The organism is Streptomyces rapamycinicus NRRL 5491 (assembly GCF_024298965.1).
GTDB lineage: Bacteria > Actinomycetota > Actinomycetes > Streptomycetales > Streptomycetaceae > Streptomyces > Streptomyces rapamycinicus.
This window is the reverse complement of the sequence record NZ_CP085193.1, coordinates 2,622,237-2,638,192: the sequence shown is the minus strand read 5'-3', so window position 1 is coordinate 2,638,192 and position 15,956 is coordinate 2,622,237. Positions and strand designations below refer to the sequence as shown.

Genomic DNA, 15,956 nt, shown 5'->3' with positions numbered 1-15,956 from the left:
ATGAGCGACACCCACAAGACGCTGCTGCGCGGGGCGAAGCCGCTCGGCGGTGAGCCGCGCGACGTGCTCATCGAGGGCGAGCGCGTCGCCGCGGTCGGCACCGGTCTCGACGCGGACGGCGCCACCGTCATCGACGCCACCGGGCAGATCCTGCTGCCGGGCCTGGTCGACCTCCACACCCATCTGCGCGAGCCCGGCCGGGAGGACTCCGAGACGGTCCTCACCGGCACCCGGGCCGCCGCCATCGGCGGCTTCACCGCCGTCCACGCCATGGCCAACACCTTCCCCGTGGCCGACACCGCGGGCGTCGTCGAGCAGGTGTGGCGGCTGGGCAAGGAGTCCGGCTACTGCGACGTCCAGCCCATCGGGGCGGTGACCGTGGGCCTGGAGGGCAAGAAGCTCGCCGAACTGGGCGCGATGCACGACTCCGCCGCCGGGGTGCGGGTCTTCTCCGACGACGGCAAGTGCGTGGACGACGCGGTGATCATGCGCCGGGCGCTGGAATATGTGAAGGCGTTCGACGGCGTCATCGCCCAGCACGCCCAGGAGCCCCGCCTCACCGAGGGCGCCCAGATGAACGAGGGCGTCGTCTCCGCCGAGCTGGGCCTGGGCGGCTGGCCGGCCGTCGCCGAGGAGTCGATCATCGCCCGCGATGTGCTGCTCGCCGCGCACGTCGGCTCCCGGGTGCACATCTGCCACCTGTCCACCGCGGGCTCGGTCGAGATCGTCCGGTGGGCCAAGTCCAAGGGCTGGAACGTCACCGCCGAGGTCACCCCGCACCACCTGCTCCTGACCGACGAGCTCGTACGCTCCTACGACCCCGTCTTCAAGGTGAACCCGCCGCTGCGCACCGAGGCCGATGTGATGGCGCTGCGTGAGGCGCTCGCCGACGGCACCATCGACTGTGTGGCCACCGACCACGCCCCGCATCCGCACGAGGACAAGGACTGCGAGTGGGGCGCGGCGGCCATGGGCATGGTGGGCCTGGAGACGGCGCTGTCCGTGGTCCAGCACACCATGGTGGACACCGGGCTGCTGGACTGGACGGGCGTCGCCGACCGGATGTCGGTGCGGCCCTCGGCCATCGGCCGCCTGACCGGCCACGGCCGTCCCGTCGCCGCCGGGGAGCCCGCCAACCTCACCCTGCTCGACTCGGCTTACCGTGGTGTGGTGAACCCCGCGGGCTTCGCCTCCCGCAGCCGCAACACTCCCTACGAGGGCCGCGAACTGCCGGGCCGCGTGACGTACACCTTCCTGCGGGGCCGGGCGACGGTTGTGGACGGGAAGCTGGCGTGACGACTCCGAGTCATCCGGTGGCGGGCCTCGCGGGATTCGCGGGCCTCGCGGCCGAGCAGAAATCGCAGGACGTGACGGACTGGGCCGCCCGCTTCGGCTGGGTCGTCGGGCTGCTGCTGGTCATCGCGCTGGTCTACTGGCTGATGCGCGAGGGCTGGAAGTGGCGCGGCACCCTCCAGGGCGACCTCCCCGAGCTGCCCCAGGCCCCGGCCGAGCCCGGCGAGCCCAGGCTCTCGATGAGCGGCCGCTACCACGGCTCCACCACCGCCGGGCAGTGGCTGGACCGGATCGTCGCCCATGGCCTCGGCAACCGCAGCCGCGCCGAGCTCACCCTCACCGACCAGGGCGTGAGCGTCGGACGGCCCGGCGCGCAGGACTTCTTCATCCCGACCGCCGAGCTGCGCGGCGCCCGGCTCGACAAGGGCATCGCGGGCAAGGTCCTCGCCGAGGGCGGGCTGCTGGTGATCACCTGGAGCCACGGTGACCGGCTGATCGACTCGGGCTTCCGCTCCGACCACGCGGCCGAGCACACCGCGTGGGTGGACGCCCTCACCGAACTCTCCGGCGGCCCCAGCGAAGCGGCCGCCCCCTCGCACGACACGGAAGGCGCGCAATGACCACCTCCAACAGGGGGGCCACGAGCCCCGCAGTCCTCGTCCTGGAGGACGGCCGCACCTTCCGCGGCCGGGCCTACGGGGCCATGGGGGAGACCTTCGGCGAGGCCGTGTTCTCCACCGGGATGACCGGCTACCAGGAGACCCTGACCGACCCCTCCTACCACCGCCAGGTCGTCGTGATGACCGCCCCGCACATCGGGAACACCGGTGTCAACGACGAGGACCCGGAGTCGAAGCGGATCTGGGTCTCCGGCTACGTCGTGCGCGACCCGGCCCGTACGCCCTCCAACTGGCGCTCCCGCCGCTCGCTCGACGACGAGCTCGGCGCCCAGGGCGTCGTCGGCATCAGCGGGATCGACACCCGCGCCCTCACCCGCCATCTGCGCGAGCGCGGCGCCATGCGCGTCGGCATCTTCTCCGGCGGGGCACTCGCCGACGAGGCCACGCTGCTGGCGAAGGTGCGCGAAGCCCCCCAGATGAAGGGCGCCGACCTCAGCGGCGAGGTGGCCACCGAGGAGGCTTACGTCGTCCCGGCGATCGGGACCAGGAAGTTCACCGTCGCCGCGATCGACCTGGGCATCAAGGGCATGACCCCGCAGCGGATGGCCGAGCGCGGCATCGAGGTGCACGTGCTGCCCGCGACCGCCACCGCCGAGGACGTCTACGCGGTGGACCCGGACGGGGTCTTCTTCTCCAACGGCCCCGGCGACCCGGCCACCGCCGACCACCCCGTCTCCCTGATGCGGGCCGTGCTGGAGCGTTCCACGCCGCTGTTCGGCATCTGCTTCGGCAACCAGATCCTCGGCCGCGCGCTCGGCTTCGGCACCTTCAAGCTGAAGTACGGCCACCGAGGGATCAACCAGCCGGTGCAGGACCGCACCACCGGCAAGGTGGAGGTCACCGCCCACAACCACGGCTTCGCCGTGGACGCCCCGCTCGACGCGCCGTCCGACACCCCCTTCGGCCGCGCCGAGGTCTCCCACGTCTGCCTCAACGACAACGTGGTCGAGGGGCTGCGGCTGCTCGACCGCCCCGCGTTCAGCGTCCAGTACCACCCCGAAGCCGCCGCCGGTCCGCATGACGCCGCGTACCTTTTCGACCGCTTCGTGTCCCTGATGGAGGGCCAGCGTGCCTAAGCGCACCGACATCCAGTCCGTTCTGGTCATCGGCTCCGGCCCGATCGTCATCGGCCAGGCCGCCGAGTTCGACTACTCCGGCACCCAGGCCTGCCGGGTGCTGAAGGCCGAGGGCCTGCGGGTCATCCTGGTCAACTCCAACCCGGCCACGATCATGACCGACCCGGAGATCGCCGACGCCACCTATGTCGAGCCGATCACCCCGGAGTACGTCGAGAAGATCATCGCCAAGGAGCGCCCCGACGCGCTGCTGCCCACCCTCGGCGGTCAGACCGCGCTCAACACCGCGATCTCCCTCCATGAGGCGGGCACCCTCGAGGAGTACGCCGTCGAGCTGATCGGCGCCAATGTCCAGGCGATCCACAAGGGCGAGGACCGCGACCAGTTCAAGGAGGTCGTCGAGGCCGTCCAGGCCAAGATCGGCCACGGTGAGTCCGCCCGCTCGGTCATCTGTCACTCCATGGACGACGTCCTCGCGGGCGTCGAGGAGCTCGGTGGCTATCCCGTCGTGGTCCGCCCCTCCTTCACCATGGGCGGCGCGGGCTCCGGCTTCGCCCACGACGAGGACGAGCTGCGCCGGATCGCCGGGCAGGGCCTGGCCCTCTCGCCGACCACCGAGGTGCTCCTGGAGGAGTCCATCCTCGGCTGGAAGGAGTACGAGCTGGAGCTGATGCGCGACCGCAACGACAATGTCGTGGTCGTCTGCTCCATCGAGAACTTCGACCCCATGGGCGTGCACACCGGTGACTCGATCACCGTCGCCCCGGCGATGACGCTCACCGACCGCGAGTACCAGATCCTGCGGGACATCGGCATCGCCGTCATCCGCGAGGTCGGCGTCGACACCGGCGGCTGCAACATCCAGTTCGCGGTCAACCCCGAGGACGGCCGGGTCATCGTCATCGAGATGAACCCGCGCGTCTCCCGCTCCTCGGCGCTCGCCTCCAAGGCCACCGGCTTCCCCATCGCCAAGATCGCCGCGAAGCTGGCCGTCGGCTACACCCTGGACGAGATCCCCAACGACATCACCCGGGAGACCCCGGCGTCCTTCGAGCCCACGCTCGACTATGTCGTGGTCAAGGTGCCGCGCTTCGCCTTCGAGAAGTTCCCGGCCGCCGACGCCCGGCTCACCACCACCATGAAGTCGGTCGGCGAGGCCATGGCCATCGGCCGCAACTTCACCGAGGCGCTCCAGAAGGCGCTGCGCTCGCTGGAGAAGAAGGGCAGCCAGTTCGACTTCACCGGGGAGCCCGGGACGAAGTCCGAGCTGCTCCGGGAGGCGGTCGTGCCCACCGACGGCCGGATCAACACCGTGATGCGGGCCATCCGCGCCGGAGCCACCCCCGAGGAGGTCTTCGACGCCACGAAGATCGACCCGTGGTTCGTGGACCAGCTCTTCCTGATCAAGGAGGTCGCGGACGAGATCGCCGCCGCCGACAAGCTCGGCCCCGAGCTGCTCGCCGAGGCCAAGCGGCACGGCTTCTCCGACGCCCAGATCGCCGGGATCCGCTCGCTGCGCGAGGACGTGGTCCGCGAGGTGCGGCACGCGCTGGGCATCCGGCCCGTCTACAAGACGGTCGACACCTGCGCCGCCGAGTTCGCCGCCCGGACCCCGTACTTCTACTCCTCCTACGACGAGGAGTCCGAGGTCGCCCCGCGCGAGACCCCCGCGGTGATCATCCTCGGCTCGGGCCCCAACCGCATCGGCCAGGGTATCGAGTTCGACTACTCCTGCGTCCACGCCTCCTTCGCGCTGCATGACGCGGGCTATGAGACCGTCATGGTCAACTGCAACCCGGAGACCGTCTCCACCGACTACGACACCTCCGACCGGCTCTACTTCGAGCCGCTCACCCTGGAGGACGTGCTGGAGATCGTCCACGCGGAGGCGCAGGCGGGCCCGGTGGCCGGGGTCATCGTCCAGCTCGGCGGCCAGACCCCGCTGGGCCTGGCCCAGGCGCTCAAGGACAACGGCGTGCCGATCGTCGGCACCTCGCCCGAGGCGATCAACCTCGCCGAGGAGCGCGGCGCCTTCGGCCGGGTGCTCACCGAGGCCGGGCTGCCCGCGCCCAAGTACGGCACCGCCTTCTCCTTCGAGCAGGCCAAGGGCATCGCCGCCGAGATCGGCTACCCGGTCATGGTCCGCCCCTCCTACGTGCTCGGCGGCCGCGGCATGGAGATCGTCTACGACGAGCCCTCGCTCGCCGCGTACCTGGAGCGGCACGCCGGGCTGATCTCCGAGCACCCCGTGCTGATCGACCGCTTCCTCGACGACGCCATAGAAATCGACGTGGACGCGCTCTACGACGGCGAGGAGCTCTACCTCGGCGGCGTCATGGAGCACATCGAGGAGGCCGGGATCCACTCCGGCGACTCGGCCTGCGCCCTGCCCCCGATCACCCTCGGCGGCTTCGACATCAAGCGGCTGCGCGCCTCGACCGAGGCCATCGCGCGCGGGGTCGGCGTCCGCGGGCTGATCAACATCCAGTTCGCGATGGCCGGGGACATCCTCTATGTGCTGGAGGCCAATCCGCGCGCCTCCCGTACCGTGCCCTTCACCTCCAAGGCCACCGCCGTACCGCTGGCCAAGGCCGCGGCCCGGATCTCGCTGGGCGCCACCATCGCCGAGCTGCGCGCCGAGGGGCTGCTGCCCTCCAGCGGCGACGGCGGCACGCTGCCGATGGACGCGCCGATCTCCGTCAAGGAGGCCGTGATGCCCTGGAGCCGGTTCCGGGACGCCTCCGGGCGCGGGGTGGACACCATCCTCGGCCCGGAGATGCGCTCCACCGGCGAGGTCATGGGCATCGACTCGGTCTTCGGCGCGGCCTACGCCAAGTCGCAGGCCGGGGCGTACGGCGCGCTGCCGACCAAGGGGCGCGCGTTCGTCTCCGTCGCCAACCGCGACAAGCGCTCGATGATCTTCCCGGCCCGGGAGCTGGTCGGCCTCGGCTTCGAGCTGCTGGCCACCTCGGGCACGGCGGAGGTGCTCAAGCGCAACGGGATCAACGCGACCGTGGTGCGCAAGCACAGCGAGGGCGAGGGCCCGAACGGCGAGAAGACCATCGTCCAGCTCATCCACGAGGGCGGGGTCGACCTGATCGTCAACACCCCGTACGGCACCGGCGGCCGGCTCGACGGCTATGACATCCGTACGGCGTCCGTCGCCCGCGGCGTCCCGTGCCTGACCACCGTCCAGGCGCTCGCGGCCGCCGTCCAGGGCATCGAGGCGCTGGGCCGGGGCGCGGTCGGCGTCCGGTCGCTCCAGGAACACGCGGAACATCTGACCGCCGCCCGCGAGGAGTGAGGCGAAGGAGGGGGACACCGGTCGGTGTCCCCCTCCCCGCTTCGCGAGCCTCCCTTCCCGCCGTGCGCAGAAAGCCCCTCATGTACTCGCTGCTCTTCAACCTGCTCTTCCGGCGCATGGACCCGGAGAAGGCCCACCACCTGGCCTTCGGCTGGATCCGGCTGGCCGCCCGTGTCCCCGTCCTGCGCACCTTCGTCGCGGCCGTCCTCGCCCCACGTGACAAGGCGCTGCGCACCGAGGCGCTGGGCCTGCGGATGCACGGGCCCTTCGGGCTCGCCGCCGGATTCGACAAGAACGCCGCCGGGATCGACGGCATGGCCATGCTGGGCTTCGACCATGTCGAGATCGGCACGGTCACCGCCCAGCCGCAGCCCGGCAACCCCAAGCGGCGGCTCTTCCGGCTGGTCGCCGACCGCGCCCTGATCAACCGGATGGGCTTCAACAACGAGGGCTCGGCGGCGGTCGCGGCCCGCCTCGCGGCCCGGCGCCCGGCCTTCCGCACGACGGTCGGCGTCAACATCGGCAAGACGAAGGTCGTCCCGGAGGCGGAGGCCGTCGCCGACTATGTGACCTCCACCGAGCGGCTCGCCGCCCACGCCGACTACCTCGTCGTCAACGTCTCCTCGCCCAATACCCCCGGGCTGCGGAATCTCCAGGCCGTGGACCATCTGCGGCCGCTGCTGACCGCGGTCCGCGAGGCCGCGGACCGCACGGTCACCGGCCGCAGGGTGCCACTTCTGGTCAAAATCGCGCCGGATCTCGCCGACGAGGACGTGGACGCGGTCGCCGATCTGGCGGTCGAGCTCGGTCTGGACGGCATCATCGCGACGAACACCACCATCGCGCGCGACGGCCTCGGCCTCACCTCCCCCGCCCGGCTCACCGCCGAGACCGGCGGCCTGTCCGGCGCGCCCCTCAAGGCGCGCTCCCTGGAGGTGCTGCGCCGCCTGTACGCCCGGGTGGGGGACCGGCTGACCCTGGTCGGGGTCGGCGGGATCGAGACCGCGGACGACGCCTGGGAGCGCATCCTCGCGGGGGCGACGCTGGTACAGGGCTACAGCGCGTTCATCTACCGCGGGCCGTTCTGGACCCGCGAGATCCACCACGGCCTGGCGGCCCGGCTCGCCGAAAGCCCGTACGCCACGCTCGCCGACGCGATCGGCGCGGACGCGCCGGAGCCGACGGCGTAGCGGCTTCCCGCCCATCCCGCCCTTGGGGCTCCGCCCCAGACCCCGCCGCGAGCGGCCCCGGCCCTCCGGCCCCGGGCCGCCCGGGGGCCTGGTGGCCTGGGGGCGTGCCCCCAGGATCGGGAAGGGGCGGGGAGGGGACACCACCCACCCGGTCAGCAGCCCAGAACCCCCAAGGAGACCCCCGTGACCGACACCGCCGAACCCTTCGGTGCGCGCCTGCGCGGCGCCATGGACGCCCGCGGCCCGCTCTGCGTCGGCATCGACCCGCACGCCTCGCTGCTCGCCGACTGGGGGCTCGGGGACGACATCGCGGGCTTGGAGCGGTTCACCCGTACGGTTGTCGACGCCCTCGCCGGCAAGGTCGCCGTCCTCAAGCCGCAGTCGGCCTTCTTCGAGCGGTTCGGCTCCCGCGGCATCGCGGTGCTGGAGCGGGCCGTCGCCGACGCCCGCGCCGCCGGGGCGCTGGTGCTGATGGACGCCAAGCGCGGCGACATCGGCTCGACCATGGCCGCGTACGCCTCCGCCTATCTGGATCCGGCCGGCCCGCTGTTCTCGGACGCGGTCACCGTCAGCCCGTACCTCGGCTTCGGCTCGCTGCGCCCGGCGCTGGAGGCGGCGCGGGCGGCGGGAGCGGGCGTCTTCGCGCTGGCGCTGACGTCCAACCCGGAGGGCGCGGAGGTGCAGCACGCGGTACGGCCCGACGGGACGACCGTGGCGGCCTCCGTGCTGACCGCGCTCAAGGCCGAGAACGCCGCCGAGGCCGCGGAGGGCCGCCTCGGCTCGTACGGGGCCGTCGTCGGGGCCACGCTCGGCGGCACCGCGCACCGGCTGGGCGCCGATCTGGCGATCGACGGGCCGCTGCTGGCCCCCGGCATCGGGGCCCAGGGCGCGACCCCCGCCGATCTTCCGGCGGTGTTCGGCGCGGCGGTGCGAAATGTTCTTCCGAGCGTCAGCCGGGGGGTGCTCCGGCACGGTCCGGACGCCGCGTCGCTGGTCGCGGCGGCCTCCCGAATGGCTGATGAAGTGCGTGCCGTGGCCGAATAACCCGGCTGCTTTGTCCGTAAATGTCCGAGTCGAGCGAGTCTGACCAGGACTTTTCGTCTGTTCTCGCTGACTGGAGCGGGATCGGCCGCTAGTCTCCGACGAGAGCGAACGCGCGCTGCGTTGCGCGTTGCTCCCCAGGTGAGGGGCGACTAGGTTCCTCACCGGTCCATATCCGACAGTTCGACATCCGAGGTGACGTAGGCGTGGCTCTTCCGCCCCTTACCCCTGAACAGCGCGCAGCCGCGCTAGAAAAGGCCGCCGCGGCTCGCCGGGAGCGCGCCGAGGTCAAGAATCGACTCAAGCACTCCGGCGCCTCCCTGCACGAGGTCATCAAGCAGGGCCAGGAGAACGATGTCATCGGCAAGATGAAGGTGTCCGCTCTCCTCGAGTCCCTGCCCGGCGTCGGCAAGGTCCGCGCCAAGCAGATCATGGAGCGGCTCGGCATCTCCGAGAGCCGTCGTGTGCGGGGTCTGGGCTCCAACCAGATCGCGTCGCTCGAGCGTGAGTTCGGCGGCGCCGCCGGCTGACCCGGCCCGGCGTTTCCAGGCGCTCCCGGGAACCTGGATAATCGCTCCATGGCAGCACACTCCGCACGACCGCGACTGACCGTGCTCTCCGGCCCCTCCGGGGTCGGCAAGAGCACGGTCGTCGCCCATATGCGCAAGGAACACCCCGAGGTCTGGCTCTCGGTATCCGCCACGACCCGGCGACCGCGCCCCGGGGAGCGGGACGGCGTCCATTACTTCTTCGTGGACGACGGGGAGTTCGACAAGCTCATAGCCAATGGTGAGCTGCTGGAGTGGGCCGAATTCGCGGGCAACCGCTACGGCACCCCGCGCGAGGCGGTCATGGACCGCCTCGGAGCGGGCGAGCCGGTGCTGCTGGAGATCGATCTGCAGGGCGCCCGGCAGATCCGCGAGTCCATGCCGGAGGCGCAGCTGGTCTTCCTCGCTCCGCCGAGCTGGGAGGAGCTGGTGCGTCGGCTCACCGGCCGGGGCACCGAGGCGCCCGAGGTGATCGAGCGGCGGCTGGAGGCCGCGCGGACCGAGCTGGCCGCCGAGTCAGAATTCGATACGACCTTGGTCAATACCTCCGTCGAGGACGTGGCGAATGAGCTGCTAGCCTTGATGCGAGTGGCTTGATCTTCGATTCACTCTTGCCATCAGGCGAAATAAGGAAGGCTAGAGAGTGTCCTCTCCCATGACCGCGCCCGAGGGGATCATCAACCCTCCGATTGATGAGCTGCTCGAGGCCACCGACTCCAAGTACAGCCTGGTGATCTACGCGGCCAAGCGCGCGCGTCAGATCAACGCGTACTACTCCCAGCTCGGTGAGGGCCTGCTCGAGTACGTCGGCCCCCTCGTGGACACCCACGTCCACGAGAAGCCCCTCTCGATCGCGCTCCGTGAGATCAACGCGGGCCTGCTGACCTCCGAGGCCATCGAGGGCCCCGCCCAGTAGGTTTCGGATCGCTTGCGCCATCGGCCCGGCAGCGATGCCGGGCCCGTGGTGTGTCATGGGTACGTGAACCGACCCGGCGTACCGTGACTGGACGTAACGCCCGATGCGGCATACGACGTACCCGGTGGGGAGAGCCGAGCGATGGACAAGCCCGAGGTGGTCCTGGGCGTCAGTGGCGGGATCGCCGCCTACAAGGCGTGCGAGCTGCTGCGCCGTCTCACCGAGTCCGGCCATGACGTACGCGTCGTGCCGACCGCCTCGGCGCTGCACTTCGTCGGCGAGGCGACCTGGTCGGCGCTGTCCGGGCATCCGGCGACGACCGAGGTCTGGGAGTCCGTCCACGAGGTGCCCCACGTCCGCATCGGCCAGTCCGCCGATCTGGTCGTGATCGCCCCCGCCACCGCCGGTCTGCTCGCCAAGGCCGCCCACGGCCTGGCGGACGACCTGCTCACCAATACGCTGCTCACCGCGCGCTGTCCGGTCGTCTTCGCGCCCGCGATGCACACCGAGATGTGGGAGCACCCCGCCACCCAGGAGAACGTGGCGACGCTGCGCCGCCGCGGCGCCATCGTCATCGAACCCGCCGTGGGGCGGCTGACCGGCGTGGACACCGGCAAGGGGCGGCTGCCGGACCCCGGGGAGATCTTCGAGGTCTGCCGCCGGGTGCTGGCCCGCGGCAGCGAGGCGCTCACCGCCGATCTGGCCGGACGCCATGTCGTGGTCAGCGCCGGAGGCACCCGCGAGCCGCTGGACCCGGTGCGCTTCCTCGGCAACCGCTCCACCGGCCGCCAGGGGTACGCCCTGGCCCGCGCCGCCGTCGCCCGGGGCGCGCGGGTGACGCTCGTCTCGGCCAACAGCGAGCTGCCCGACCCGGCCGGCGCCGACGTGGTGCGCGCGGGCACCGCGGCACAGCTGCGGGAGGCCGTCCTCAAGGCCGCCGCGGACGCCGACGCCGTGGTCATGGCCGCCGCCGTCGCCGATTTCCGCCCCGCGCGGTACGCCGAGGGGAAGATCAAGAAGCGCGATGGCCAGGAGCCCGAGCCGGTCGCCCTGGTACGGAATCCGGACATCCTCGCCGAGATCTCCGCGGAGCGCGCCCGCCCCGGTCAGATCGTGGTCGGCTTCGCCGCCGAGACCGACGACGTGCTCGCGAACGGGCGCGCGAAGCTGGCCCGCAAGGGCTGCGATCTGCTGGTGGTGAACGAGGTCGGGGAGCACAAGACCTTCGGCGCCGAGACCAATGAGGCCGTGGTGCTCGGCGCCGACGGCACCGAGACGCCCGTGCCGTACGGCCCCAAGGGCGCGCTCGCCGACACCGTCTGGGACCTGGTGGCCCGCCGCCTGGGCTGAGCGCGGGACGGAGGCTTGCCGGGACTTCTCCACAGGTTCGGCAGGGGCGGGACACGGCCGATCGGGCTCATGACACATTCCTGCCACGGCGGGGTGGGGCTGTATTTCGGCCTGAGGCAAGGTATGTTCCCGGTCACGGGCCTGCCCGTTCTGTGGGACGGGGATGCTTGACCGGTGGACGTGCCGGATAAACTGGCCCAGGAACCGCATCGGGCGCAGCCCCCGCGCGGTCCCGACCATGATCAGCCAGCAGCCGCTGCAACCCCAGGGAGCGATGTGTCCCGCCGCCTGTTCACCTCGGAATCTGTCACCGAGGGTCACCCCGACAAGATCGCTGACCAGATCAGCGACACCATTCTCGACGCCCTTCTGCGGGAGGACCCGCACTCCCGGGTCGCGGTCGAGACCTTGATCACCACCGGCCTGGTGCACGTGGCCGGCGAGGTGACGACCAAGGCGTACGCGCCGATCGCGGCGCTCGTGCGGAACAAGATCCTCGAAATCGGCTACGACTCGTCGAAGAAGGGCTTCGACGGCGCCTCCTGCGGCGTCTCGGTGTCGATCGGCTCACAGTCCCCGGACATCGCCCAGGGTGTGGACTCCGCCTACGAGCTCCGGGTCGAGGGCGACGAGGACGAGCTGGACAAGCAGGGCGCGGGCGACCAGGGCCTGATGTTCGGGTACGCCTGCGACGAGACACCCGAGCTGATGCCGCTGCCGATCAACCTGGCGCACCGGCTCTCCCGCCGGCTGTCCGACGTCCGCAAGAACGGGACCATCCCCTACCTGCGCCCGGACGGCAAGACCCAGGTCACCATCGAGTACGACGGCCACAAGGCGGTCCGCCTGGACACCGTCGTCGTCTCCTCGCAGCACGCCTCCGACATCGACCTTGACTCGCTGCTGGCGCCCGACATCCGGGAATTCGTGGTCGAGCACGTGCTGAACGAGCTGGTCGAGGACGGCATCAAGCTCGACACCGAGGGCTACCGCCTGCTGGTCAACCCCACCGGCCGCTTCGAGATCGGCGGCCCCATGGGCGACGCCGGCCTCACCGGCCGCAAGATCATCATCGACACCTACGGCGGCATGTCCCGCCACGGCGGCGGCGCCTTCTCCGGCAAGGACCCCTCCAAGGTCGACCGCTCCGCCGCCTACGCCATGCGCTGGGTCGCCAAGAACGTGGTGGCCGCCGGCCTCGCCCAGCGCTGCGAGGTGCAGGTCGCGTACGCCATCGGCAAGGCCGAGCCGGTCGGCCTCTTCGTCGAGACCTTCGGCACGGCGGCGGTCGACGCCGAGAAGATCGAGAAGGCCATCTCCCAGGTCTTCGACCTCCGCCCGGCCGCGATCATCCGCGACCTCGACCTGCTCCGCCCGATCTACGCCCAGACCGCGGCGTACGGCCACTTCGGCCGTGAGCACTCCGACTTCACCTGGGAGCGCACCGACCGCGTCGACGCCCTCCGCGCGGCGGCGGGTCTGTAAGCCCCCGGCCCGATCCCCGGACCCCGACGAAGGCCCGGACGCCCCTGCGGCGTCCGGGCCTTCGCTCGCCTTCCTGTCCGTGCGGTCTGCTAAGACTTGATCTGTGAGCAGGGACGACGAGCGGCCGAGGGATTCGGCGGAGGTGCCGGAGGGGGAGCAGCTCGCGCTCATTCGGGAGACGGTGCGCAAGGCCAAGGTGCCCAAGGCCAAGCCGCGGACCTGGCGGGGGGCGGCGCTGGCCGCGGAGCGGCCGGTGGCGCGGGTGCTGGTCGACAAGGGGCCGGTCCACCTCGACAAGCTGTGGGACTACGCGGTGCCGGCCGAGATGGACGCCGAGGCCCGGCCCGGGGTGCGGGTGCGGGTGCGGTTCGGGGCCGGGGCGGGGAAGGTGCGCGAGGGCCGGCGCGAGGGGGGCGGGCTGCTCGACGGGTACATCATCGAGCGCGTCGCCGAGTCCGACTACCGGGGCCCGCTGGCCGCCCTCGCGCAGGTGGTCTCCACGGAGCAGGTGCTGGGGCCCGGGCTGCTGGCGCTGTGCCGGGCGGTCGCCGACCGGTATGCCGGGTCGCTCGCCGATGTGCTCCAGCTGGCCCTGCCCAAGCGCAACGCCCGTGCCGAGGGTGAGCCGTCACCGCCGCCGCTGCCCCCGCCGGAGCCGCCCGCGCCGGGGAGCTGGGCGCGCTATCCGGCCGGGCCCGGGTTCCTGGAGGCGCTGGCGCGCGGGGACCGGCCGCGTGCCGTATGGACCGCGCTGCCCGGGCCGCACTGGCCCCGGGAGTGGGCCACCGCCGTGGCCGCCACGCTCGCGTCCGGGCGCGGGGCGCTCGTCGTCGTGCCCGACGGGCGGACCGCCGAGCGGGTGGACGCCGCGCTCACGGAGGTGCTCGGCGGCCCGGGGCGGCATGTGCTGCTCACCGCCGACCTCGGGCCCGAGGAGCGCTACCGCCGCTGGCTGGCGGTCAGCCGGGGCTCGGTGCGGGCGGTGGTGGGCACCCGGGCCGCGATGTTCGCACCGGTCCGGGACCTCGGGCTGGTGGGGATCTGGGACGACGGGGACCGCAGCCACAGCGACGACCGGCTGCCGCAGCCGCATGCCCGCGACGTGCTGCTGCTGCGCGCCGTCCATGAGAAGACCGGCTTTCTGCTGGGCGACCTCGGCCGCACCGTCGAGGCCGCCCAGCTGGTGGAGAACGGCTGGGCCCGGCCGCTCGAAGCCGACCGCGAGCGGGTCCGGGCGGCCGCCCCGCTGATCCGTACGGTCGACGAGGGCGAGGTGGCCCGGGACGCCGAGGCCCGCGCCGCCCGGCTGCCCACGATCGCCTGGCAGACCGTACGGGAGGCGCTGACCCGGGGCCCGGTGCTGGTGCAGGTGCCGCGCCGGGGCTATGTGCCGAAGCTGGCCTGTGAGCGCTGCCGGGAGCCCGCGCGCTGTGCGCACTGCTCGGGCCCCCTGGAGGCGCGGGACGCGGACCATCTGGTGTGTGGCTGGTGCGGGCGGGACGAGCCCGCCTGGCACTGCCGCGAATGCGGGGGCGTCCGGCTGCGGGCGTCCGTCGTCGGCGCCCGGCGCACCGCCGAGGAGCTGGGCCGCGCCTTTCCGTCCGTGCCCGTCCGCACCTCGGGCCGTGACCATGTGCTGACGTCCGTCCCCGACCGTCCGGCGCTCGTCGTGAGCACACCGGGCGCCGAACCGGTCGCGGAGGGCGGCTACGCCGCGGCGCTGCTGCTCGACGGCTGGGCCCTGCTCGGCCGCCCCGATCTGCGCGCGGGCGAGGACGCGCTGCGCCACTGGCTGGAGGCGGCGTCGCTGGTCCGCGGCCATGGGGAGGAGGACGACGACGGCCGGGGCGGCACGGTGGTGATCATGGCCGAGCCGACGCTGCGGCCCGTCCAGGCGCTGGTGCGCTGGGACCCGGCCGGTTACGCGGCGCGCGAGCTGGCCGAGCGGTCCGATCTGGGCTTCCCGCCGATCTCCCGGATGGCGGCCGTGACCGGCCCCGCGGAGGCGGTGGCCGAGCTGATCGCCTCGACCCGGCTCCCCGAGGGGGCCGAGACCCTGGGTCCGGTCCCGCTGCCCCCACCGCCTCCCGGCCGCCCGCGCCGCCCCGGGGACCCGCCCGCGGGCGAGGTCTGGGAGCGCGCCCTGCTACGGGTCCGCCCCGGCCAGGGCAGCGCCCTCGCGGCGGCCCTCAAGGAGGCGAAGGCCCGCCGCCTGGCCCGGGGGGACAGGGACCCCGCGGTGCGGGTGGATCCCCTGGACATCGGGTGAGCCCGGCGGGGGCACCTCCCGGCGGTGGCCGGGGGAGAACCGAGCTTTCAGAGGGACGGCCGGGGGCTCGGGAACGCGCTCGGGCGGGGGTCCTCGCGGAGGGACGGGGTCGACTGCGGGGGGACCGTGCGGGCGGCGGGCACCGAGGGCAGGGGGGCGGGTTCGGCGGGGCGGCCCGTGGACGGTTCGCCGCCCTCGGTCGCGTTCTGCGCGGCGGCCCGGCGGGCGCCGTAACGGCGGTGCACCGCCTGCTTGGTGACGCCGAGCGCGGAGCCCACCGCGTCCCAGGAGAAGCCGAGTGAGCGGTCGAAGTCGACCGCGGCCGTGACCAGCGTCTCGACGCTGTCCCGCAGTTCCTGGGCGAGCCGCACGGTGGGGGCCGGGGCGCGTCCGTAGACCACGAAACCGGCGGACGGGCCGGTGCGACGGGGGCGGTAGACATTGCCGAGCTGGGCGGTGAGCGTGCGCAGCGCGTCCACCTGTCGGCGGACCCGCTCGATGTCCCGGACCAGGAGGTGCAGGCTGGCCCGTGCCTGGGCGTCATGAGTTGCGTGGTCGGCCATGAACAAGCCTCTCGAACCGGCGTTGACGGGGGATGGGGGATGGATGGGGATGAGTCGGGGGAGTTGGGGGGGAGGGCTGGGGGTGGACCGGGAGTCGGACGGACGGCGGGAAATGGATCGGGCCGCGACAGCGGCCCGATGCGGTCAATCTGCCTTGACCAACGCGGCACCCGCCCGTCGGTCACGGTCCGGGGCGTGCGGCAGTCCGCTCGTACGCCCCCTCGGACGGCGGACCATAGAC

General features: G+C 72.4%; 13 protein-coding genes. 12 read left to right on the top strand and 1 reads right to left on the bottom strand.

Annotated features, from left to right (window positions below; genetic code table 11):
• From LIV37_RS10300 to LIV37_RS10245, 12 genes are all read left to right on the top strand, one after another.
• Complete coding sequence (locus LIV37_RS10300) at positions 1-1,296, top strand: dihydroorotase (RefSeq protein WP_121825627.1); 1,296 nt, start codon at positions 1-3, stop codon at positions 1,294-1,296.
• Positions 1,293-1,913, top strand: a complete 621-nt coding sequence (locus tag LIV37_RS10295) for a PH-like domain-containing protein (RefSeq protein ID WP_185057957.1) — start codon at positions 1,293-1,295, stop codon at positions 1,911-1,913. The genes LIV37_RS10300 and LIV37_RS10295 overlap by 4 nt, the downstream gene beginning before the upstream one ends.
• Positions 1,910-3,049, top strand: a complete 1,140-nt coding sequence (carA, locus tag LIV37_RS10290; protein WP_020867053.1) for a glutamine-hydrolyzing carbamoyl-phosphate synthase small subunit — start codon at positions 1,910-1,912, stop codon at positions 3,047-3,049. Before LIV37_RS10295 ends, carA begins: the two co-directional genes overlap by 4 nt.
• Positions 3,042-6,353 carry a carbamoyl-phosphate synthase large subunit gene (gene carB / locus LIV37_RS10285; RefSeq protein WP_020867052.1) on the top strand — a complete coding sequence of 1,104 codons (3,312 nt, stop codon included), beginning with the start codon at positions 3,042-3,044 and terminating at the stop codon, positions 6,351-6,353. Before carA ends, carB begins: the two co-directional genes overlap by 8 nt.
• 80 nt (positions 6,354-6,433) lie before the next feature.
• Complete coding sequence (locus tag LIV37_RS10280; protein ID WP_020867051.1) at positions 6,434-7,543, top strand: quinone-dependent dihydroorotate dehydrogenase; 1,110 nt, start codon at positions 6,434-6,436, stop codon at positions 7,541-7,543.
• 183 nt (positions 7,544-7,726) lie between these two features.
• Positions 7,727-8,587 (top strand): orotidine-5'-phosphate decarboxylase, encoded by an 861-nt coding sequence (gene pyrF, locus LIV37_RS10275; protein WP_020867050.1) that lies wholly within the window; start codon positions 7,727-7,729, stop codon positions 8,585-8,587.
• 203 nt (positions 8,588-8,790) lie between these two features.
• Positions 8,791-9,114, top strand: a complete 324-nt coding sequence (locus LIV37_RS10270; RefSeq protein WP_009713618.1) for an integration host factor — start codon at positions 8,791-8,793, stop codon at positions 9,112-9,114.
• 48 nt (positions 9,115-9,162) lie between these two features.
• Complete coding sequence (gene gmk, locus LIV37_RS10265; RefSeq protein WP_078639846.1) at positions 9,163-9,729, top strand: guanylate kinase; 567 nt, start codon at positions 9,163-9,165, stop codon at positions 9,727-9,729.
• 58 nt (positions 9,730-9,787) lie between these two features.
• Positions 9,788-10,048: a DNA-directed RNA polymerase subunit omega gene (gene rpoZ, locus LIV37_RS10260; protein WP_020867048.1), complete on the top strand. Its 261-nt coding sequence runs from the start codon at positions 9,788-9,790 to the stop codon at positions 10,046-10,048.
• A gap of 141 nt (positions 10,049-10,189) precedes the next feature.
• Positions 10,190-11,398, top strand: coding sequence for a bifunctional phosphopantothenoylcysteine decarboxylase/phosphopantothenate--cysteine ligase CoaBC (gene coaBC, locus LIV37_RS10255; RefSeq protein WP_020867047.1), 1,209 nt, complete (start codon positions 10,190-10,192; stop codon positions 11,396-11,398).
• A 276-nt stretch (positions 11,399-11,674) separates the two neighbouring features.
• Positions 11,675-12,883 (top strand): methionine adenosyltransferase, encoded by a 1,209-nt coding sequence (metK, locus tag LIV37_RS10250; protein ID WP_020867046.1) that lies wholly within the window; start codon positions 11,675-11,677, stop codon positions 12,881-12,883.
• A gap of 103 nt (positions 12,884-12,986) precedes the next feature.
• A complete protein-coding gene (locus LIV37_RS10245) occupies positions 12,987-15,152 on the top strand; it encodes a primosomal protein N' (RefSeq protein WP_121825628.1) in 2,166 nt (721 codons plus the stop codon).
• A gap of 47 nt (positions 15,153-15,199) precedes the next feature.
• Here LIV37_RS10245 and LIV37_RS10240 read toward each other — a convergent pair whose 3' ends face one another.
• Complete coding sequence (locus LIV37_RS10240; protein ID WP_020867044.1) at positions 15,200-15,715, bottom strand: hypothetical protein; 516 nt, start codon at positions 15,713-15,715, stop codon at positions 15,200-15,202.
• Between the last annotated feature and the right edge of the window lie 241 nt (positions 15,716-15,956).